The following is a 19,881-nucleotide window of genomic DNA, read 5'->3' as shown; positions in this document are numbered from 1 at the left end:
ACACCACAATACTATTAAATCACCAGACATTATGATAGAATGAAAATGACTGTTTGTATATTCTTTACTTTTTAATTCATGTAAGCAACGCAGCCCTCGATTAATTTTTGACAGTCTTTACTTGTATGGAAACATCGGGCTTTAACTCTTCATTTGCCTTTAACACCAAGGTATCGCCAGCAGCGATACTGCCAAACACTTCAATTCTGTCCCCTAAGTTCAGGCCCTGGTTTATATCCACCCACTCGGTTTTTCCCTGCCTGACTTTTATAGCAAATTTCTTTTCCAGGGTCGTTACAATCGCAGAGGAAGGAAGGATAATGCCGGGCTTTATCCGTTGCAGCGACAATTTGGCATCTGCGTACATGCCCGCTTTCAATAATTTTTCCGGATTTGGTACCTCAAACTCCCATATTTCACTCCTGGTGGCATTATCGATGTTTTCAGATTTGCGCACCAGTCTGGCCTCAAATACCTTCTCCGGCATCGCCTTGGTAGTGAATTTGATGCTTTGCTTTTTTAGTGTTGTGCCTGCATAAACTTCCGGGATCGCCACTTGCAGCCTTAGGCGGGAATTATCCTCGATAACCAGTAGTGGCAACTCACTTGGATTACCAACAAAAGTGCCTTCGTGCGCATTTCGTTTGATCACTACACCATTAAAGGGGGATGTGATAGCCAGATAGTTGCCCATCTGTTTGTAGGTCGCCGCATTGTAAATCGCCGCTTTGTAATCCGCACTATCAGCCAGGAAGGCATTTTTAACCTTATCGAGTTCACTGGCCGCTATTACGCCATCGGTTTCTGACGCTGAATGGATACGGTCATAATTGTCCTTGCTGGCCATGTATTTTGCTTTGGCGGATTGGATTTTTTCGGTGAACTCGCTTACCCTGGAGGTAATCTCGGGCGCATCGATCAATGCGAGTAACTGGCCTTTCCGGACCCTGGTCCCGATGTCCACATTTATTTTTTTTAGATATCCCTGGACCTTCGAGCGGATTTCCACTCGTTCGTAGGGAAGCAGCTCACTGGGCAGCGTGATCGTTTTTTCAACTGAGTCGTTTTTAGCAATATAGATTGCAACAGAGTCTACTTTTTCCTGTTTGGCATCCGCCGTTTTAGAACTTGATCCGTCTTTGCCGGTACAAGCGTATAGAAATAGGATGCAACAGGAGCTGCAAAGGAAAAGTCTTAACATGTTATCCATTTTTTTACTGGCCGAAATTTTTGCTTTCATTATCATCAGGATCAAGGGAAACGCCTACATAATTTTTACCTCCTATCCAGGAGTTATAAATGAGCGGCGTGATAAGTAAAGTGGTTATTGTTGAAAAGACCAGACCGCCTATTACAGCTACACCTAAAGGCGCAGTTTGCTGGCCACCTTCACCGATACCTATCGCCATGGGGATCATTCCGGCAATCATGGCAAGAGCAGTCATTAGTATGGGTCGAAGCCGTGTTCTGGCTGCTTCCACACCGATATTTTGCGATTGATTATTTTGCATCCGAATAGATTCTCCGTTTGTTACCAACAAAATGACATTGGCCACAGACACCCCAATAGCCATAATACAACCCATGAATGATTGTATGTTTAAACTATGACCTGTCAGTAAGAGAAAAAGCAAAGAACCCGTTACTACAGCCGGGATCACGGATAGCACAATCAATGGTATCCTCAGTGATTGAAAATAGGCCGATAGCATTAAAAATATGACAGCGATGGCAAGAAGCAAACCTAGCGAAAGCTCATTTAGTGTTTGATCGAGTAGTTCGGATTGCCCACGCAGATAAACTTTCATCCCGTGCGGCAGTTCTCCCAGTTTGGTAATCGCTTGGTTCACCTGCTTTACGCCGGTCCCCAAATCCTGATTGTAAATGTTGGCCGTTACGGTAATAAACCGCTGCTGGTTCATCCGGTCGTATTCACCGGCCGTATTGGTTTTCTTCCAGTCTGCAATATCGCGCAAGTACAGATTATTACCATTGGCCTGACTGATCGGGATTTGCTCGATATGTTCGGCACTGTTCATTAGGTATTGGGGATATTCAACCTGTACCTGGTACGAATTTCCCCCTGCTTTGTCAAGCCAGTAGACGGGCTGTGTGTTACGGCTGGAAGATAAAGCCGCTGTTACAGACTTACCAGCCTGCTCAATAGAAAGGCCCATTTGTCCCATTCTTACACGGTCATAGTTGATTTGGATGCTGGGGTAATCCAGCGGGATCCCAATCTGCACATCCCTTAGAAAACCGATTTTCCCAATTTCGGCTCTTAACCGCTCCGCATATTGCCTGCCTTGTGCCAGGTCCTTACCCTGAACAAGGACTTCAATGGGCGTATTAGAGCCTTGGCTGATTACCTGATCAACCAGATCAGCCGGCTCAAAAGAGATAGTGGCATTAGGGAGCTCTTTTGATGCTTTATCCCTGATTTGTTCCTTTAACGTTTCTATGCTTATTCCGGAATTTTTTACCAGGTTTGCCTTTATAATGGCTTCATGAGGCCCACTTGTCCAGACGAAAATCGAATTGATCGCGTAAGTGGATGGCTGCAAGCCGATAAAACAGGAAGTGATCGCAATATTCTCCTTTCCAGCCAGTCCATTAATCAGTCCCAGTACTTTTTTAGTGGCATCCTCTGTTCTTTCTATCCGGGTCCCCGTTGGCATTCTCAACCGCACCTGAAACTGACCGCCGTCAATTTTAGGAAATATATCTGTCCCCGAGCCGCTGTAAAGAAGAATGGCAGCCCCGATGAAAATGATTGTAAGCAGTGGAGCGGCAAATTTGATTGCGCCGAAACTGGTAACGGTTTTGCCATACCTTTCCCTGAACCTGTCAAAGGACGATACCCGTTCTGTTTCAACCGCATCTTTAAGGAGCCAGTTGGATAATATCGGAACAAAGGTTTGCGATAACAAAAACGAGGCAATCATGGCAAATCCTACCGATAAGGATAAAGGAATAAACATGGCCCTGGGTACCCCGGTCATAAACAAAGCTGGGAGAAATACGACAAGGACGCTCAACAGGATCAGAAGCTTGGGTGTAGCTATTTCCACACAGGCATCCAGGATAGCCCGTGACCTAGATTTATTCATTTGCTGATGCCGGTGGATATTCTCAATGGTTACAGTCGCTTCATCTACCAGGATTCCGACCGCAAGAGCCAATCCGCCCAATGTCATGATGTTAATCGTCTGCCCAGCCAGATAAAGACAGACAACAGCCGCCAACAATGCCAACGGTATGGTTAGTACCACAATAAGGGCGCTTCTGGAATCCCGCAGGAAAAGTAGGACGACCAGGCCCGTTAGTATGGCCCCCAAACCTGCCTCGAAGAGCAAGCTTTTTAAGGAATTGATTACATAACCGGACTGATCAAATTCGTAAGATACCTTGATATCGCCGGGAATAGCGTCCTGCATCTCGGGCAGTCCTTTTTTAATTCGCTGGACAACGTCCCATGTGGAAGCATCGGCCCTTTTGGTAACGGGAATGTAAACCGACCGTTTTCCGTTGATCAGCGCATATCCTGATGTAATATCGGCGCCATTGTCCACACTGGCTACATCCCGCACAAAAACGGATGTTCCGTTTACTTCCTTTACAGCGATTTGTTCTAGCTCCTTGAAATTATCTACCACGCTGTTGGACGGTGTGATCAAAGTCTGGTCTCCTATACGCACGTTCCCTGCTGGAAGCAATACATTGTTTTTCGCGATGGTCGCTACCAGCTCGTCCGGGGAGATATTGTAACTTCTGAGCCTTTCCGGATTTGCTTTGATCAGAATGGTACGCTGGTTACCACCCAAAGGGGGAGGCGCAGATACCCCCGGCAGGGAGGCAAACATGGGACGCACCTTGAACAATGCCAGGTCCTGGATTTCATTGAGCGAACGGGTAGCACTGCTGAATACCAGTTGCCCAACCGGTATTGAGCCGGCGTCGTAACGCATTACAAATGGCGGAAAAGTTCCGGGCGGCATAAATGAGCGCGCCCTGTTTACATAGGAAATCGTTTCGGCCATGGCGCCCGCCATATCGGTACCCTCATGGAATTGTAATTTGATGAGCGAAACGCCCTGAACGGACTTGCTTTCAACAAATTTGATTCCGGTGATATACAAAAAATGGTATTCATAATAAGATGCAAGAAAACCTTCCATCTGCTGTGGTGATAATCCTCCGTAAGTTTGGGCCACATAAATGGTGGGTGTTCCCATTTTAGGAAATATATCAATGGGCAGCTTTCTGATTGCCAGAACGGAAAAGAACAGTATTCCAACAATGGTAACGATAATCAGGACCGGTTTTCTTAATGCAAAACGTATGAGTTGAAGCATTGCTTTTTATTTCAGTTCGTTTAAGAATATATTGATATCTCCCTGTGCAGCAGCCTTATTCAGTGACGCTTTCCACACATACCAGTACGACTGCTTTGAATCGGTTTCCGCTTTCAGCAGGTTATACTGGACCTGGATCAGGTCGCTGAAGTTGACAAGACCGGTATTATACCTGATTTGCATGGCCTTGAACGCATATTGCGCAGATAGCAATTGCGTGGAAGTTTCAGCGGCAATTTTAAGGGCATTGGCATACGTCACTTGACTGATCTGGGTTTGCTTGTCCAAAATCAGCATGCTTTCTTTTAGTTTTTCCTGAATGGACAGGGTGATCAAGCTTTGCTGCTGGATCTGCAAGTCTCTGTCGGCAAACTTCAAGAGGGGATAGGCAATCTGAAAGCCGATTCCATAATTGAACCTGCTGAAGCCCAATCCATCTATTGAATTTACTGTGCCATCGTATTTGATCCCGGAGCCCCGGGCATAGGCAGTGCTCCAGACATTTAATTTGGGCAGGTAAGACCGTTTTATTAATTTTTCTTTTGCCTGGCTATATTCAGCCAGACTTTGCGGGTAACGGATCAGGGGATGGTTTCCGTAATCGGAGGAATCGTCTGTTGATGTCTGTGGAAGGCGATCAAAGAATATGCTATCTCTTGTGTCAACAGCCTCCCTGAAAGTCAACAGCTGGGAAAGTATGATCTTTTGTTGGTCGAGTGTTTCCCGGGCATGGAGCAGATCGATCCGGCTCCTAGATAGTTCAGATTGAAACAAGGCGGTATCGACCCCGGGCCTCAGGCCCTTGTTGGTGAGGGTACGCGACTGTTTTAAAGAAAATTCGACCCGGGTAATATTTTTCTCTGTGACAGCAATCAGCTGTTTTGCAAGTGCTACGTCCAGATAGGTATTGGCCACATTGACAAGATGTTTGAACAATTCCATCTGACGGTCAGCCTCCTTTTGGTTAACATCGGCAGAGGCGCTGGCAATTTGCGCGTCGCGTTGCCCGAAAGTAATCGCCTGCCAATTCATCAAAAATCCGGCTGCACTGCCAAATACGGGTTGATATTTATTCTCTGTAAAAGGGGGGCCGCTGATGGGAAGTATGCCCGAAGGGCTGAGCATCCCGGTGATGTTGTTATAGGTGGCCAGGTTGGCCTGATAACTTAGGTCGAGTGAGGGGATCAATGTGTTTTTGCTGAGTGCAATATTCTTTTTGGTCGCCTCAATTTCATATTGCTTGGATTTTAGAAAGGGGTAATTCTTTTCAGCCAGCAGCAGGGCGTTAGTTAAAGAAACTGTACTGTCTTGATTTTGCCCATGGGCTAGATAGGAGAATATCACTAAAAATACAGTACTGGCGATTTTTAGGTTTGGCATAAAGAGTTGGCTTTCTGTGGGACGAGGCCAAAACTATAGACTGATTTTGTAGAAATTTTGTAGGATCGGCTTGGTAGCCCAACCAGTTTCTGAACTAAAAAACATGCTTTATTATTCATAAGCCGATAAAAACCCAATTTTCCGCTACAATAACAGTCTGAATAAATCGCTAGTTTTCAGATATAATAAGGGTATACTATGGCACTGCGCATATAATCATTCCAAAAATATTTTTTACATACAAAAGGGTCGGCCCTGGAAGAACTCTTCTTTCCCCAAAATTTCTCCAAGTTTGTGTCCTAATTTTGGCGAAAATAACTAAATGAAATTACTGGTTGTAGAAGACGAGGCAAGCCTGCTCCAAAGTATCATTGAGTACTTTACGCAGGAGGGTTTTTTGTGTGAAGGCGCGATGTCTTATCAGCAGGGGATTGACAAGATGGAAGACTTTCAGTACGATTGCGTCATCCTGGACATAAATTTGCCCGGCGGAAGTGGATTGCAACTATTAAAACATCTCCGACAGAATAAAAAAAGCGAAGGGGTGATCATTATATCAGCCCGTAGCTCGCTGGATGATAAAATTGCGGGTCTCGACCTTGGAGCAGATGACTACCTGACCAAGCCATTTTATTTATCGGAACTTTTTGCCAGAGTCAAAGCCCTCATCCGCAGAAAATACGCTTCTGGCTCGGATGTGCTTGAAATGAGTAACCTGAGAATAGATTTACTTTTAAAAACGGTCTCCTGGGCCAATCAGCAGGTTTTTCTTACTAAAAATGAATACGATTTGCTTGTGTTTATGCTGACCAATAAAAACCGTGTCGTCAGTAGGCAGGCGATTGCAGAACATATTTACGGCGAAGAAACTGATAACCTGGCCTCCTTTGATTTTGTGTACTCCCACGTCAAAAATCTTAAAAAGAAATTGAAGGAGAAAGGGTGCGGCGAGCTGCTTCAGACCGTTTACGGATTAGGGTACAAGCTATCAATATGAACAAAACATTAGAGCAAAAAAATACCAGGTCCTTATTAATATGGCTGCCCATTGTCCTTCTCATAGGTTCGATACTGTTTTATGTCATGCTCACCTTCCAGGCGCACCACATGCAGGAAAAACAGCTTGAATTAAAACTACAAAACGTCTGGAAAGCTTATAGCTCAGACACCGAATCTATGCCCATGCACATGAGAGGGGAATATGATATTAATCAGGTAAGCCGTGTGGCCGCGCCGCTATCTGATGAACCCAGGGACACCAGTTTGTATTATAGAGAAACTGGCCAACAGGTAAATTTTCAGATACTAACCAGGCAGGCCGAGTGGAGGGGTGACAGCTACCAGGTCACCACCTATGTATCATCGAAAGAAATTTCCCATCTTATTATTAAAGTATTCTTTGCCGAAATCGTTATTTTCTTGTTTTTACTTCTGGGCATCGTCATTGTTAACCGCCGAAGTTCCCGATTGCTTTGGCAGCCATTCTACAACTCCTTGAAAAAAGCAGGGGCCTACGACGTGGTGCGCAATCCTAACTTAAAATTAGAAGAGCAAACAGGTATCACCGAATTCAATCAATTAAATAGTGAGCTGACAGAGTTGATTGAAAAAGTCAACAAGGTATATAACAACCAAAAGCAATTCGTAGAGAATGCCTCACACGAGATGCAAACGCCTCTTGCCATTATCCGCTCCAAGCTGGAATTCCTCATTAACGATCCCGCTTTGACGGAAAGGACCGCTTCTTTACTCGGAGATATAACAGCGGCCAATGAAAGATTGAGCCAGTTAAATAAGAGTCTTTTGCTGCTTGCCAAAATTGACAATGATCAGTTTCCCGAACAGAATCAAGTTAATTTTTCTCATGTACTTGAAAAAATCCTTCATAATTATCAGCAGCACTATGAGGATTTCCCGCTACTGAGCAAATCTATTCAACTTGATATCATCATTGTTGCCAATGTTTCGTTGGTCGAAATCCTGTTAAGCAATCTGGTCGGCAACGCGGTGGTACATAATATCCCGGAAGGATACATAAAAGTTCAACTGGATGCTAATAAGCTTGTTATAGAGAATTCAGGATATCCAATCTCAGGTGATCCCGAAGCGTTATTTGAAAGGTTCAAAAAAGGGGATGATGCTTCGAAGACCACCGGGCTCGGTCTTGCCCTTGTTAAAGAAATTGCCCGGCTGTACCAACTGAAAATTCAATATCATCACCAAAATAGGGTACACCGCGTGACGCTATTTCTTACCTAGCACGCTCCTACAAAATTTCTACAAAATCGATCTATAGCTTTACCTGCGTACCACAGAAAGCCAGAACCTCATGGCAATATCTCAAAATAACCGGCACTTTATTTTAGTAAGGTTACCCTTTTGTGACCATGGACAAAAGCTGAACACTACCGCTTCTATTAAATGCCCCCTTCTGCTAGAGGAAGGAATTATCCGCCTTTAAATTCAAATCACTTTTTCCGCGCAGAGACTGGCAGCAGGCATTGAAGTTCGGAAAAGAACAGAGCTACTACTGCATTGAATAGTGAACATGCAAAGAATAGTGAACATGCAAAAATTTGATAAACTTTAATTGAGAAAAATTAACTAACTGATGACCAACACATTTTTTTCCCGTAGAGCCTGGCTGAAAACAGGTGTTTATTCCACTGCGGCCGGATTGGCGGGCACACATATTTCCAAAGGGGATAACGCTCCGGCCAAGACGCCCTCCCTAACCAAGGAGGAGATTGCTGCCATCGAAGTCGCCATGGGAAAAAAAGGAGCTTACGATGAAGGGCAGGCCGTCCATACAACCCCCCTTCCCCGTAACGACCTTAAAGTCACCGTTAAGGGGGAGCCTGTTCCGACTCCTTTCGGTTTTGGCGGATGGGTATCCATCAAAAGAACGGTTAACGGAAAGTCCGCCGTGTTAATGAGCGATTGTGTATTCCAGTAGGAACAGACCCTAACTGGATTGAGTTTACTGATGACGAAAAATACGGTGTTGTGAGTGATACTGGGACTAATAATATTTCAATAATTAATCTACTGAAAAATGAAGTAGTTAAAACCATTGACGTAGGCATTGCGCCGAAGCGTCTTAAGGTAGCTGTGATCAAAAATCAATAAGTGTACTTGATTAATTTTCTCAGCAATCTTGGAAAATATTTTTGATTGCCAAGTATTTTGATTTTCGGATCAAAGACATAAACTATAACTATGAAGACATATTGCTTAGTAATTTTGACTTTTTTTTCAATTATAACATCCTGCAAACCAACAGCAGAAGAAGTTGTTGTCTATAATTCCGTAGATCAGGTCTTTTCAGAACCTGTTTTAAAAGATTTTGAGCGGGAAACAGGCGTTAAAGTGAAGGCTGTTTATGATACCGAAGAAACGAAGTCTACAGGAGTAATGAACAGGCTTATTGCCGAAAAGGATAATGCGCAATGTGATGTATTCTGGAGCGGGGACCCGCTTCGAAACAACATTTTAATATCCAGGGGTATTACTGCCCCTTACCAGTCGGAAGAAACTGCGTTGATACCAGCATATTTTAAGGACAAGGAAAACCAGTGGATCGGTTTTTCGGCCAGGGCTAGGGTTTTAATTTATAACAAGAGGCTTATACAAAAAGACGACCTTCCAAAATCCCTATTAGATTTGATCAAGCCTGCATATAAAGGTAAATTTACGATAGCCAATCCTCTTTTTGGAACAACCACCTTTCAGATAGCTAGCTTGTTTGCCATATTAGGTGATTCTCGGGCTAGAGAATGGATGCAGGATATCAAAGCCAACGGTGTAATTATTGCAACCAGTAATGGCGATGTGAAAAAGAGGGTAATGCAGGGTGAAATAGCCTTTGGGTTAACCGACACGGACGACGCTTTTGAAGCCGAGAAAGAAAGTGATGATGTAGCTTACATTTTTCTTGATCAGCAAAATAGTGGCATGGGTACTTTAATTATGCCCAATGCTTTAAGCCTGATTAAAAATAGCCCAAATTCGGAAAATGGTAAAAAACTGATCGACTACTTATTGAGTAAGGAAACCGAAGCCAAATTGGCTGTGTCTAGCGCACAGATGCCTCTCATCAGAGGTACCCCCTTACCTACGAATGTCCCTTCTTTGGATGCTATTAAACCAATGAAAATCGATTACAATGAAACTTCCAAAGTATTGGAAGAAATACAACCATGGCTGAAACAATGGGCAGAGCAATAAACAAATATGTTATTCATAATCTGCTGACATTAGTTTTGTTATTACTACTGTTAGTACCAGTGTTAATGGTACTAGTTCAATGGTTACTTAATGCAGGAAAAATAAATGCGATTTCATTTTTGGACAGGGGCGCGTTGCTACTGATCGTAAACAGCTTACTACTATCGGCAACCGTCGCCTTATTGGCTACCTTAATTGGCACTGCTTGCGGATTTTTCCTTTATAAAACCCATCTCAAAGGAAGGCGACTCTATTTGCTGCTACTAATTGTCCCCATATTGATATCACCATACATTTTTGCTGTAGCATGGAAAGACCTTTTGTTCCTTTTGTTTGGGAGTACGGCTTCAGCTTTTTCAACGGCTGGCGTAATTGCAGTGCATACGCTCATCTATTTCCCTCTTGCCCTACTGATCACGGGAAACGCCCTTACTAATATCAGCAGCAGTTTAGAAGAAGCAGGATTAATGGTCACTTCTTTCAGGAAGATGATTTTTAAAATTGTCCTGCCCCTGATCAGGCCGGCATTCATGTCTTCGTTTTTATTAATACTTGTTTTTAGTCTTGGTGATTTTTCAGTTCCGGCTTTTTTTGGTATAAAAACATTCACCGTTGAGATTTTCACGCAATTCTCAGCATTCTATAATTATGATGCCGCAATCACTAAGTCATTGCTTTTGGTAGGGGTGTGTTTGATTCTATTGCTTTCAGAAGCCCGTTATCTTTCAGGTGCGGCTTTCTTTTCGATAAGCACACGAGGGAGCAACTCCAAAATTTATGAAATGTCTGGTATAGGGTACGTTCACCATACTTCATTCGCTATCCTCATTATTCTCTCTATGCTTATGCCGGTTTTTATTCTCTTATATCAATCGTTAAGCGGCCGGGAAATAGTAATAGACAGCGCCTGGAAATTGCTAAAACCAGCTGTTTTTCAATCTATAAAGCTGGCTTTTTGGGGTGCATTGCTAATTTCCATTATTGGTTTGTATGCAGGATACTGGCAGGAACGTCTTAAATCTCCTTTCACCAATGTCCTGCTTTTGATTCTGTTTATATTGCCTTCTACCATATTGGGTATTGCCTTTATCAGGTTCTATAACCAACCGGAAACGGGATTTATTTATAGCTCGCTATTTATAGTCCTGCTTGGATATATTGGCAAATATGGATTTATCGCTTCCCGAATTACGGGCAATGGGATCAGGCAAATACCTGTTTCTTTGGAAGAAGCTGCTGAAGTGTCCGGGGTCAGGCCTGTGAACAAGTTCATAAAAATCCTGTTACCACTATTGTCACCATCCCTATTTGTAAGCTTTGTACTGACATTTGTACTTTGCCTTGGCGAACTGGGCACCACTATTATGGTGTATCCGCCCGGTACAGAATTAATGCCGGTAAAGATATTTACCATTAGCGCCAATGCTCCTCAGGCACTTACCAGCAGTATGGCGCTGATCAGTCTTTTGATCACCTTTTTTTTTATAATTCTCTTTTTTATGGCAGGCAGAGTGATGTTTAAAAAAAATTCGGATGAGTGACATACAACTTAGCCATATTGACCACGCTTACGGTGGTCAAACTGTATTAAGAGACTTCACCCATACTTTTGCCGGGGGAAAGATTACCTGCATTTTGGGGCCATCGGGCTGTGGCAAGACTACGGTCTTGCGCCTTATAGCAGGGCTCGAAGCTCCGGGCAATGGAAGCATTGTTGTAAATGATGAAAGAGTTACCGAAAACGGCAAAATATTAGTTCCTGCTTACAAAAGAAGAACAGGCTTCATCTTTCAGGACCTTGCACTTTGGCCGCATTTCACGGTTTACCAAAATGTTGCTTTTGGCTTAAATGAGCATCATGCAAAGAACGTGGGGCAGAAAGTGAAGGATATGCTGGACCTTTTTAATTTATCCAACGAGCAAAAAAAATACCCGCACCAACTTTCAGGAGGACAAAAACAAATGGTCGCCATTGCCCGATCATTGGTTTTGCGCCCACAGGCTTTATTAATGGATGAACCCCTAGCAAACATTGATATACAAGTTAAAAGCCGGATTTTAGAACATCTTCTCTCCATTCACCAGGCTGATCCATTTACCATTATTTATGTGACCCACGATCATAAAGAGGCTTTAGATATCGGAAATTCTATAGTGGTAATGAACCAGGGAAATATTATAGCAAGCGGAAATAGTGAAGAAATAATCCATTCTCAGCATATATTTTTAAAATCTTTTATTAAGACTTAAAATCAATAACTATGAAAACGATCATTCAAAAAGCATTTACCGCATTAACTATAGTAGGTTCCCTGGCAGCTTGTGGTAACACCGGACAGAACAATTCGTCAACAGAAGAAACCGGAGCTGTTAACAAAGAAGTATCCCTGAGCGATTCGGTGGCGGCAAGGCAAACTGTGAAATTTGATTTTGAGAATTACAGGACTGATCATTTACCACAGAAATGGTCGCAGTTTTTCACAGGCTCCGGCGGGACGGATTGGAAGGTAATTGATGATAAAGGGAATAAAGTATTGGCACAGCAATACGGTGATAACCCCAACAATCATTTCAATATTGTGGTTAACGACAGTATAAAGATAAAGGACATGATATTAACCGTCCGCCTGAAGGGGGTAAGTGGAAAAGAAGATCAGGGCGGTGGTTTTGTCTGGCGCTTTACAGATAAAAACAACTATTACGTTGTGAGGGCTAACCCACTGGAAGACAACGTGGTTCTTTATAAAATGGAAAACGGAAAAAGATCAGATCTTCCCTTGGTGGGGAAGGGAAAGACCTATGGCATGGACGTAGATAAGCTTGGCAGTGATTGGAATACTCTCAAACTTAGGGTTGAAGGCAGCCATTTTACGGTATACCTAAACGATAAGGAATTATTTAAGGTCGAAGATAAAACCTTTTCAAATGCCGGCAAGATAGGGTTATGGACCAAAGCAGATGCTGTAACTTATTTTGATGACCTGGAAATTGCTCATGATTAAGCATGATGGTACGATCCTCGTTCGCTGCGATTTAAAAACAAGGTCCAAGTGTAAGAGCTCGTCTAATAATCCTATGAAAGCAACCTTTTTCAAAATCCTTTCCCCGATTTTTTTTTGGAATATTGTTGCCGCGCAAACCAGTAATCCTAATATTATCGATGCACATTTTACCGACGAATTGATCAAATTGGATGGCAGGTTGAACGAACCGGTCTGGCAGGAAGCATTGCGAATTAACAATTTTACGCAGCGGGAACCAAAAATGAACAGTCCGGCCACAGAACTCACGGAAGTGGCTATCGTGTATACAAACAACACGATCTATATTGGGTTTTGGGGGCATGACCGTGAGCCTGATAAGCTGGTAGCCAAGGAAATGAAGCGGGATTTTGATTTTGATCTGGATGATAATTTTGAAGTAATAATTGACACCTACAATGATGACCGGAATGGTTTTCTTTTTGTCATAAATCCAAATGGGGCCAGGGCTGATGTGCAGGTACTTAATAACGGTGAGTCCGAAAATATTTTTTGGAATGGGGTATGGAATGCCAAAACAACTATTACAAGTCAGGGATGGTTTGCTGAAATAGAAATACCTTTTTCAACACTTAAATTTCGGACTGATATAGATAGGCAGATGTGGGGTATTAATTTTGAACGCAATATTCGAAGAAAGCGTGAACAAGTGCTCTGGCAAGGCTGGTCAAGGGATTCTGAACTCGAACTTATTAATCGCGCCGGCACGCTGGCAGGTTTAGACAGTATTCGTAATAAGAATTTTGTAGAAGTCAAGCCATATACTATAGGAGGGCGAGAATTTGGTTCCGGAACAAAAACAGGTGTCCTTAATGCCGGTGGTGACATAAATTATTTGGTCACACCAACTGTAAGGATAAATCTTACTCTCAATACAGACTTTGCACAAGTAGAGGCTGATAGGCAACAGATCAACCTAACGCGGTTTCCACTTTTTTTTCCAGAACGGAGGGAGTTTTTTCTTGAGGGGCAGGATTATTTTGATATGGGCTTCGGCAGTACGATTATCCCTTTTTACAGTCGAAGGATCGGGTTATCCAAAGCCAGGCAAACCGTTCCTATAATCGCTGGAGCCAGGATCCTAGGCAAAACCGGCAATACCACATTGGGGGCAATGTCCATACAAACCGCCCGCGAAGACAGCGTGCCATCAACTAACTATTCCATATTTAGCTGGCGACAGGACATACTAAAACAATCTTCTGTAGGGATTCTATCATCTAATGCATATACCAATGGTCGGTTGCATAGTACAACAGGTGCTTATGCCCAGTACAGCACTTCTGTATTATTTAATGATAAAAACCTGAATATCGGGGCGGCGTTCACTCAAAACATTAATTCTGATAACTTTGATAAAGCCGCCAACGCCCACCGCATCTATTTGAGTTATCCCAACGATAAGGTTGAATTTGATATGGCATGGCAGCGAAGTTCAAGGGCTTTTAATCCGGAAGTGGGCTTTCTTAGCCGCAGTAATTTCGAAGAATATTATGCAGAACTGGAATTTAAACCTCGCCCCAAAAACATTCTCCGCTGGATCCGTCAATTTAGTTTGAAGCCGCTGGATTTAAATTATTTTATCTTTGATGATTCGGGCTACCTGCAATCTTTTAAATACGAGATAAGACCATTAGGTTTTGAGACCCAGAGCGGCGAATTTTTTGAATTTAACTATCAGCGGATTGCAGAAGGTATCCGCGAGCCTTTTGATATCACAAATACCATAAGCATTGATGTAGGTGATTACTGGTATTCCCGGTATGAAATTCAGGCAGCTACCTTTCGTGGTAGAAACTGGTCCATATCTGCAAATCTAAACTGGGGCAGCTTTTACACCGGGAAGAGCACTTCAAATGAATACGAGGTACTGTTGCGGACCAGCCGTTACATTAAAGTTGGAATTAATTATGAAAAGAACTGGGTAAATTTACCAAAAGGCACATTTCAAACCGACCTGATTGGCAACAGGGTTGAATACGCGTTAAACCCTAATCTTTTCGGTGCCTTGTTTATGCAGTGGAACAGCTTGGATGAAAATGCACTACTTAATTTTCGATTGCAATGGATACCAATTATAGGAGCGGATTTTTTCTTTATCGTAAATCAAAACTACAATACATCTTCTAACAGATGGAAGCTTGAACGGACCACAATTGTTGGAAAATTCATATGGAGGTTCGTTGTTTAATACAGGGAAGATTAAAAAAGGCACAAAACAGGTGTTAGTAGTAGCATACAAGAAGTCAGACACTTCATGGAAAATCGGTAATTTCTCAAATTCACCAGCACGAATCCGGATGCTGATTAGGCTCTCTACCGCAGGCGCACCTTGCATAATAGAAGCAACTGGATCCTATTCAATGCTGGTAACATGCATGTTCTTTCATGTCTAGATTTGTTATTTCAGTAATAAACCTAAGCAAAGCCGCCACTTCGCTAAGATAAACCATGACCGGGATTGAGCCGGTAAACCAAAGAGGTTCAAAGGGTCAACAAGTAAATCGATGATTGAAACCACCATTCCGATCGTGCCTCGTTGTTTGATGAGCATAAATAAATCTTCATCGGATTTATACTGCTGAACTTCGGTTGCCGATACACTGTATCCCAGCTTTTCGACGGCTTTTGCCAATTCCTCGCGTTTAATCTGGCTTGTATCTGCTTCAATTAGTACGATATCATGAACCAGGTTTACAAGAACACTTTTAACACCTGGGTACCGCTTGAGGGCTATCTCTACACTCATCGTGCAAAGGAACACATCAGCCCAGAAACTTTCATTTGAACGCTTTCTGTTGCCATAATAGGTTGAGAACTATATTAGGTTGAAAAATTTATCTGCAATGGCCAGGCATTAGGCTGCCTGGCCAATTCCAGCATTTTTTAGCTCTTCCATAGAAATCCCATTATTTTGGCAACAGGAAAGTAAACTTCCGTTCACAGCAACTGCAGGTAATGCCTTAATACCATATTCCTGTACCTTTTCCAGGCACTCTTTTGTCTCACAAGGCTGTGATAAGTTATAAACAACAATCTCGCACGAGCTGCAAGCCATTGATTTTACCATTTCAACCATTGGTTCACAAACGCTGCACCCGGCAGTAAATATTTCGATTTTTCTCTTGATTTGGTTTTGCACGACCTTTTAGATTTTGTTTAAAACAAAGGTCACTTGGCCGGGGGGGTGTATGCCAAATCTTTTTTAGATTAATTTTTTATTATATACTTCTAGGCGCTTGTCAATGGCAGTGATTTCTTTGATGTTGGATGCCAGCTCGTCCAGTTCAAGCTTGGGAAACTGTTCCTTAATGTATTCTATTTTTTCAGCATCCTGACAATTTCCCGAACAAGCATTCATTACCTGGACCAGCTTTAAAGCGAGGCTCTTTCTAAACACTTCATCTAGCAACAAGTAATGTGCTTTTTGCAAGCCATGGTCGGCAGCTTTAAACTGATTCGATATTTGGTCAGGGTCTTTATCACTATCCAGCATTTTAATTATGCCTTCAATTTGCCTTTAATGACAGAAAGTCGTTTGGCGAGGTCTGTTGTAAGTTCTTTTGGTAACATTTTCTAAACTTTAAAATGTGAGCAGTAAAATGTCAATTAGCACCTTCTAGGCTTTTACTTTTGAAAAAACATACAATGTTTCAGTTGCGATCTGTTTGCAACGCTCGTCATATTTCGCTGTTTCCTGGACAGTACCATCAAATGCTTTAGGGTCATCATAAGGGACAGCAACCCTTGCAGCTGCTCCTTTTACCACAGGGCACGCTTCATCAGCCTGCGAGCAGGTCATAATAGCGCAAAAATTGCTTTGCGGGTTGCTAGCGTCATCATACTTCTTTGAAAATGCCTTCATAGGTTCAGCGCCAGCCCCATAGCTTACATGATAGACCGGGTTTTTGCCTTCTGATGTTTTCGTTACATCGAAACCAGCCCTCTCGCAGGCAGCAACCGCCCGCTCATTGAATGCGCTGGCCTCAGTGCCGCCAGAGTATGTTTTCACATTAGGAATATCGTAGTATGCAGCAGCAGTTGCGCCCCAGATTTGCCCGAAATGACTGCGCCGTGAGTTGTGCGTACAAATGTAAGTGAGCTGCACAGGCTGGCCGGCTTTAACCTGCTTTTGGATGAATGCGGCAATTTTGTCGAGCTCTTCTTTTCTCTCACCGGGTATTTTTGAGAAATCTTCTTTAACAGTTTCGATATAAGCAGACACTTTTGGGTTAAGTGCTTTTTTGTTGTCTGGATTGTTGGTAGGCATGATTGCAGCAGTGGTAAAAAGGATTATCAGCAATAAATTGATCAGGTTCATATGGTATTGAAATAAGTTATGAATAAAGTCAATCGTAAAGATACGATACATTTTCTCAGACAAAAAAATATTCATCGTAATATAGCAATTGATAGAATGCTATTTATATTTGCAGCATGGGAGTAACTAAAACCGAAATATTCACCGAGCAGCAGAACCGTATTGCAGATCTGGCAAAGGCGTTTTCACACCCGGCCAGGGTTGCAATCCTGCAACTGCTGATTGCCCGAAAATCATGTGTTTGCGGTGATTTGGTGGATGAGCTTGAATTAGCCCAGGCAACTGTTTCACAGCATTTAAAGGAGCTCAAAAGGATTGGCATTATCCATGGCGAAATCAATCCACCAAGGGTATGCTATTGCATTAACCCGGTCGTGTGGTCAGAAGCGCAGAAAACATTTGGCTTGCTGCTGGATACATTTGCCATTACGGAATCCTGCTGTAATTAGTAGGTATTTTTTTATTCAAATCAATCGTAATATTACATTTTAACAATAGGAACCATGAGCCAATCCAATCCAATGACCTGGGGTGATTTCAAAAATACCCTCAAACAAAATCCAGATCTGCACCTGCAATTCCAATATGAGGAAGGCAAGTTTGTGGACAGCTCTTACCACATTACCGAGATCAAACAAGCACCGATCGTTTCAGTTGATTGCGGTGGGGTAATGAATAGCTGGACAGAAGTGATCGTACAGCTATGGGAACCCTCGGAGAAAGAAGTAGACCGTTCAATGAAAGTTGACAAAGCGCTGAAAATTGTTGACCTGGTTGAAAAATCGCTTCCCCTGAACCCTAATGCAACCGTTAAAATTGAGTTCGGCAATTCCAGGTTTGATACACGCCAGATGTACCCCGGAGAGTTTACTTCCGATGGTGAAACATTCACTGTTAACCTGGTGCCGGACTTCACCCAGTGCAAAGCACTTACCCGAAACCAAAGCTGCGGCACGTCGCCCGCCGAAGCATCATGCTGCGCGCCCGCACCTGTTAAACAGGAACTTGAATTGGTTACCTCAGATGGAGACAGCTGCAAGCCTGGCTCTGGGTGCTGCTAATCAAACCAGCTATGAAACTACAAATTGATAAAGCAGGGCCAGCGGACAAGGAACTAGTAACCAGCCTGCTGAAAGAAGCAGACCTTCTTACTGATGACTTGCCTGCTGGCTTGCCGAATTTTCTTGTAGCCAGAGACGAAGGCACACTTGTTGGTGTCGCTGGAATGGAGCTGTATAGCGGAGTTGCACTATTACGCTCAATTGCAGTTAGCCCTGATCATCAGGGTAAAGGCATTGCCCGGAAATTGGTCGAGCAGCTGCTGGCAGGTGCTGACACGCAAGGAGTTGAAGCGGTATACCTGATCACAACCACAGCTGATCACTATTTTGACAGTTATGGCTTTGTGGTCGTAAAACGAGAGCAAGTGCCGGAAGCAATTCAGCAAACCAAGCAGTTTAGCAGCCTTTGCCCTTCGTCAGCAGTCGTTATGAAAAGAGATTTAAAGCATCCAACCGCATGAATAACCCACGTCTTTCCTTTTTAGATCGCTACCTGACCCTATGGATCTTTTTGGCCATGCTTATCGGTGTGTCAATCGGCTATTTCTTGCCAGGTACACCTGATTTCATCAACCAGTTTAATTCGGGGTCAGGTGTGAACGTTCCACTTGCCATTGGCCTTGTGCTGATGATGTACCCGCCACTGGCCAAGGTGCGCTATGCAGAGCTGCCAAAGGTTTTTAACAACACCAAGATCCTTGGGCTTTCGCTGCTTCAAAACTGGATCATTGGCCCGCTGCTGATGTTTGGCCTGGCTGTTATTTTCCTTCCTGATAAGCCAGAGTACATGACTGGCCTGATCATGATTGGTATTGCCCGTTGCATAGCAATGGTCATTGTCTGGAATGACCTGGCCAATGGTGACCGCCTGTATGCGGCAGGACTGGTGGCATTCAACAGCATTTTCCAGGTCTTGTTTTATTCGGTCTATGCCTATGTGTTTGTAACAGTTTTGCCACCGCTTTTTGGCTTAAAAGGATTTGAGGTAAACATCACTATCGGCCAGGTCGCTCAAAGCGTCTTTATTTATCTGGGCATCCCGTTCTTGGCGGGCATTATTTCACGGATCGTACTGACAAAGCTGTTTAGTCAGCAGTGGTATGAGAACAAATTCCTTCCGGCCATTAGCCCAATCACTTTGATTGCCTTGCTCTTTACGATTGTGGTCATGTTCAGTTTGAAGGGCCAACTGATTGTGAGTATCCCCTTTGATGTGCTGCGCATTGCGCTGCCACTGACAATCTATTTTGCAATCATGTTTTTCTCTGCTTTTTACCTTTCCAAGCGTGCAGGAGCGGATTATGCCAAATCTACTTCTTTGGCCTTCACTGCCGCAGGTAACAACTTCGAGCTCGGGATCGCGGTAGCAATCGCTGTCTTCGGGATTGATTCCGGGGCTGCATTCGCTGCTGTCATTGGCCCACTAATCGAAGTGCCGGTATTGATCCTGATGGTCAATTTTGCTCTCAAACAACAGCACAAGTTTTCCAATTAAC

At 43.3% G+C, this 19,881-nt stretch carries 19 protein-coding genes; 12 read left to right on the top strand and 7 right to left on the bottom strand.

What is annotated here, in order from left to right:
- Positions 1 to 100: 100 nt before the first annotated feature.
- From KOD92_RS25430 to KOD92_RS25420, 3 genes are read right to left on the bottom strand one after another with little or no spacing between them, the layout of a single operon-like run.
- Positions 101 to 1,201: an efflux RND transporter periplasmic adaptor subunit gene (locus tag KOD92_RS25430; protein ID WP_215236428.1), complete on the bottom strand. Its 1,101-nt coding sequence runs from the start codon at positions 1,199 to 1,201 to the stop codon at positions 101 to 103.
- Between the two features lie 13 nt (positions 1,202 to 1,214).
- Complete coding sequence (locus KOD92_RS25425) at positions 1,215 to 4,355, bottom strand: efflux RND transporter permease subunit (protein WP_215236427.1); 3,141 nt, start codon at positions 4,353 to 4,355, stop codon at positions 1,215 to 1,217.
- 6 nt (positions 4,356 to 4,361) lie between these two features.
- The gene (locus KOD92_RS25420; protein WP_215236426.1) at positions 4,362 to 5,735 is read right to left on the bottom strand and encodes a TolC family protein; all 1,374 of its coding nucleotides are present in this window, start codon (positions 5,733 to 5,735) and stop codon (positions 4,362 to 4,364) included.
- A gap of 322 nt (positions 5,736 to 6,057) precedes the next feature.
- Here KOD92_RS25420 and KOD92_RS25415 point away from each other — a divergent pair, with 322 nt between their 5' ends.
- The 8 genes from KOD92_RS25415 (at position 6,058) to KOD92_RS25380 (ending at position 15,194) form a co-directional block, all read left to right on the top strand.
- Entirely contained in the window at positions 6,058 to 6,732 is a 675-nt protein-coding gene (locus tag KOD92_RS25415) for a response regulator transcription factor (protein WP_215236425.1), read from the top strand.
- Complete coding sequence (locus KOD92_RS25410) at positions 6,729 to 7,994, top strand: sensor histidine kinase (protein ID WP_215236424.1); 1,266 nt, start codon at positions 6,729 to 6,731, stop codon at positions 7,992 to 7,994. Before KOD92_RS25415 ends, KOD92_RS25410 begins: the two co-directional genes overlap by 4 nt.
- A gap of 352 nt (positions 7,995 to 8,346) precedes the next feature.
- Positions 8,347 to 8,691 carry a DUF1259 domain-containing protein gene (locus tag KOD92_RS25405; protein ID WP_215236423.1) on the top strand — a complete coding sequence of 115 codons (345 nt, stop codon included), beginning with the start codon at positions 8,347 to 8,349 and terminating at the stop codon, positions 8,689 to 8,691.
- 263 nt (positions 8,692 to 8,954) lie between these two features.
- Positions 8,955 to 9,962: an extracellular solute-binding protein gene (locus KOD92_RS25400; RefSeq protein WP_215236422.1), complete on the top strand. Its 1,008-nt coding sequence runs from the start codon at positions 8,955 to 8,957 to the stop codon at positions 9,960 to 9,962.
- On the top strand, positions 9,935 to 11,503 hold the full coding sequence (locus KOD92_RS25395) for an ABC transporter permease (RefSeq protein ID WP_215236421.1): 1,569 nt from the start codon (positions 9,935 to 9,937) through the stop codon (positions 11,501 to 11,503). Before KOD92_RS25400 ends, KOD92_RS25395 begins: the two co-directional genes overlap by 28 nt.
- On the top strand, positions 11,496 to 12,212 hold the full coding sequence (locus tag KOD92_RS25390) for an ABC transporter ATP-binding protein (protein ID WP_215236420.1): 717 nt from the start codon (positions 11,496 to 11,498) through the stop codon (positions 12,210 to 12,212). The genes KOD92_RS25395 and KOD92_RS25390 overlap by 8 nt, the downstream gene beginning before the upstream one ends.
- Positions 12,213 to 12,223: 11 nt before the next feature.
- A complete protein-coding gene (locus KOD92_RS25385; protein ID WP_215236419.1) occupies positions 12,224 to 12,964 on the top strand; it encodes a DUF1080 domain-containing protein in 741 nt (246 codons plus the stop codon).
- Positions 12,965 to 13,037: 73 nt separating this feature from the next.
- Complete coding sequence (locus KOD92_RS25380) at positions 13,038 to 15,194, top strand: carbohydrate binding family 9 domain-containing protein (protein ID WP_215236418.1); 2,157 nt, start codon at positions 13,038 to 13,040, stop codon at positions 15,192 to 15,194.
- Between the two features lie 210 nt (positions 15,195 to 15,404).
- On the opposite strand, the gene KOD92_RS25375 is transcribed toward KOD92_RS25380, so the two are convergent.
- The 4 genes from KOD92_RS25375 to KOD92_RS25360 form a co-directional block, all read right to left on the bottom strand.
- On the bottom strand, positions 15,405 to 15,752 hold the full coding sequence (locus KOD92_RS25375; RefSeq protein WP_215236417.1) for a heavy-metal-associated domain-containing protein: 348 nt from the start codon (positions 15,750 to 15,752) through the stop codon (positions 15,405 to 15,407).
- A gap of 108 nt (positions 15,753 to 15,860) precedes the next feature.
- Positions 15,861 to 16,145, bottom strand: a complete 285-nt coding sequence (locus KOD92_RS25370; protein ID WP_229254859.1) for a glutaredoxin — start codon at positions 16,143 to 16,145, stop codon at positions 15,861 to 15,863.
- Between the two features lie 63 nt (positions 16,146 to 16,208).
- Positions 16,209 to 16,499, bottom strand: a complete 291-nt coding sequence (locus KOD92_RS25365) for a metal-sensitive transcriptional regulator (protein WP_229254855.1) — start codon at positions 16,497 to 16,499, stop codon at positions 16,209 to 16,211.
- Between the two features lie 123 nt (positions 16,500 to 16,622).
- Positions 16,623 to 17,399: a low molecular weight phosphatase family protein gene (locus tag KOD92_RS25360; protein WP_310589453.1), complete on the bottom strand. Its 777-nt coding sequence runs from the start codon at positions 17,397 to 17,399 to the stop codon at positions 16,623 to 16,625.
- Positions 17,400 to 17,440: 41 nt separating this feature from the next.
- Between KOD92_RS25360 and KOD92_RS25355 the strand changes: the two genes are divergently transcribed.
- Genes KOD92_RS25355 through arsB form a run of 4 tightly spaced genes read left to right on the top strand, consistent with a single transcriptional unit; the run spans position 17,441 to position 19,880 of the window.
- The gene (locus KOD92_RS25355) at positions 17,441 to 17,773 is read left to right on the top strand and encodes an ArsR/SmtB family transcription factor (protein WP_215236416.1); all 333 of its coding nucleotides are present in this window, start codon (positions 17,441 to 17,443) and stop codon (positions 17,771 to 17,773) included.
- A 54-nt stretch (positions 17,774 to 17,827) separates the two neighbouring features.
- On the top strand, positions 17,828 to 18,385 hold the full coding sequence (locus KOD92_RS25350) for a DUF6428 family protein (protein WP_229254854.1): 558 nt from the start codon (positions 17,828 to 17,830) through the stop codon (positions 18,383 to 18,385).
- An 11-nt stretch (positions 18,386 to 18,396) separates the two neighbouring features.
- Entirely contained in the window at positions 18,397 to 18,846 is a 450-nt protein-coding gene (arsN2, locus tag KOD92_RS25345) for an arsenic resistance N-acetyltransferase ArsN2 (RefSeq protein ID WP_215236415.1), read from the top strand.
- Entirely contained in the window at positions 18,843 to 19,880 is a 1,038-nt protein-coding gene (gene arsB, locus KOD92_RS25340; protein ID WP_215236414.1) for an ACR3 family arsenite efflux transporter, read from the top strand. The genes arsN2 and arsB overlap by 4 nt, the downstream gene beginning before the upstream one ends.
- Position 19,881 lies beyond the last annotated feature (1 nt).

It is taken from the genome of Dyadobacter linearis (assembly GCF_907165045.1).
In the GTDB taxonomy this organism is placed as follows: Bacteria; Bacteroidota; Bacteroidia; order Cytophagales; family Spirosomataceae; genus Dyadobacter; species Dyadobacter linearis.
The sequence above is the reverse complement of the archived record's forward strand: the minus strand, read 5'-3'. Positions and strand labels throughout refer to the sequence as shown.

Coding starts and splice junctions, on each gene's coding strand:
- KOD92_RS25430 (WP_215236428.1), bottom strand. CDS start 1,201: ATGTTAAGACTTTTCCTTTGCAGCTCCTGTTGCATCCTATTTCTATAC.
- KOD92_RS25425 (WP_215236427.1), bottom strand. CDS start 4,355: ATGCTTCAACTCATACGTTTTGCATTAAGAAAACCGGTCCTGATTATC.
- KOD92_RS25420 (WP_215236426.1), bottom strand. CDS start 5,735: ATGCCAAACCTAAAAATCGCCAGTACTGTATTTTTAGTGATATTCTCC.
- KOD92_RS25415 (WP_215236425.1), top strand. CDS start 6,058: ATGAAATTACTGGTTGTAGAAGACGAGGCAAGCCTGCTCCAAAGTATC.
- KOD92_RS25410 (WP_215236424.1), top strand. CDS start 6,729: ATGAACAAAACATTAGAGCAAAAAAATACCAGGTCCTTATTAATATGG.
- KOD92_RS25405 (WP_215236423.1), top strand. CDS start 8,347: ATGACCAACACATTTTTTTCCCGTAGAGCCTGGCTGAAAACAGGTGTT.
- KOD92_RS25400 (WP_215236422.1), top strand. CDS start 8,955: ATGAAGACATATTGCTTAGTAATTTTGACTTTTTTTTCAATTATAACA.
- KOD92_RS25395 (WP_215236421.1), top strand. CDS start 9,935: ATGGCTGAAACAATGGGCAGAGCAATAAACAAATATGTTATTCATAAT.
- KOD92_RS25390 (WP_215236420.1), top strand. CDS start 11,496: ATGAGTGACATACAACTTAGCCATATTGACCACGCTTACGGTGGTCAA.
- KOD92_RS25385 (WP_215236419.1), top strand. CDS start 12,224: ATGAAAACGATCATTCAAAAAGCATTTACCGCATTAACTATAGTAGGT.
- KOD92_RS25380 (WP_215236418.1), top strand. CDS start 13,038: ATGAAAGCAACCTTTTTCAAAATCCTTTCCCCGATTTTTTTTTGGAAT.
- KOD92_RS25375 (WP_215236417.1), bottom strand. CDS start 15,752: ATGAGTGTAGAGATAGCCCTCAAGCGGTACCCAGGTGTTAAAAGTGTT.
- KOD92_RS25365 (WP_229254855.1), bottom strand. CDS start 16,499: ATGCTGGATAGTGATAAAGACCCTGACCAAATATCGAATCAGTTTAAA.
- KOD92_RS25360 (WP_310589453.1), bottom strand. CDS start 17,399: ATGAATATTTTTTTGTCTGAGAAAATGTATCGTATCTTTACGATTGAC.
- KOD92_RS25355 (WP_215236416.1), top strand. CDS start 17,441: ATGGGAGTAACTAAAACCGAAATATTCACCGAGCAGCAGAACCGTATT.
- KOD92_RS25350 (WP_229254854.1), top strand. CDS start 17,828: ATGAGCCAATCCAATCCAATGACCTGGGGTGATTTCAAAAATACCCTC.
- arsN2 (WP_215236415.1), top strand. CDS start 18,397: ATGAAACTACAAATTGATAAAGCAGGGCCAGCGGACAAGGAACTAGTA.
- arsB (WP_215236414.1), top strand. CDS start 18,843: ATGAATAACCCACGTCTTTCCTTTTTAGATCGCTACCTGACCCTATGG.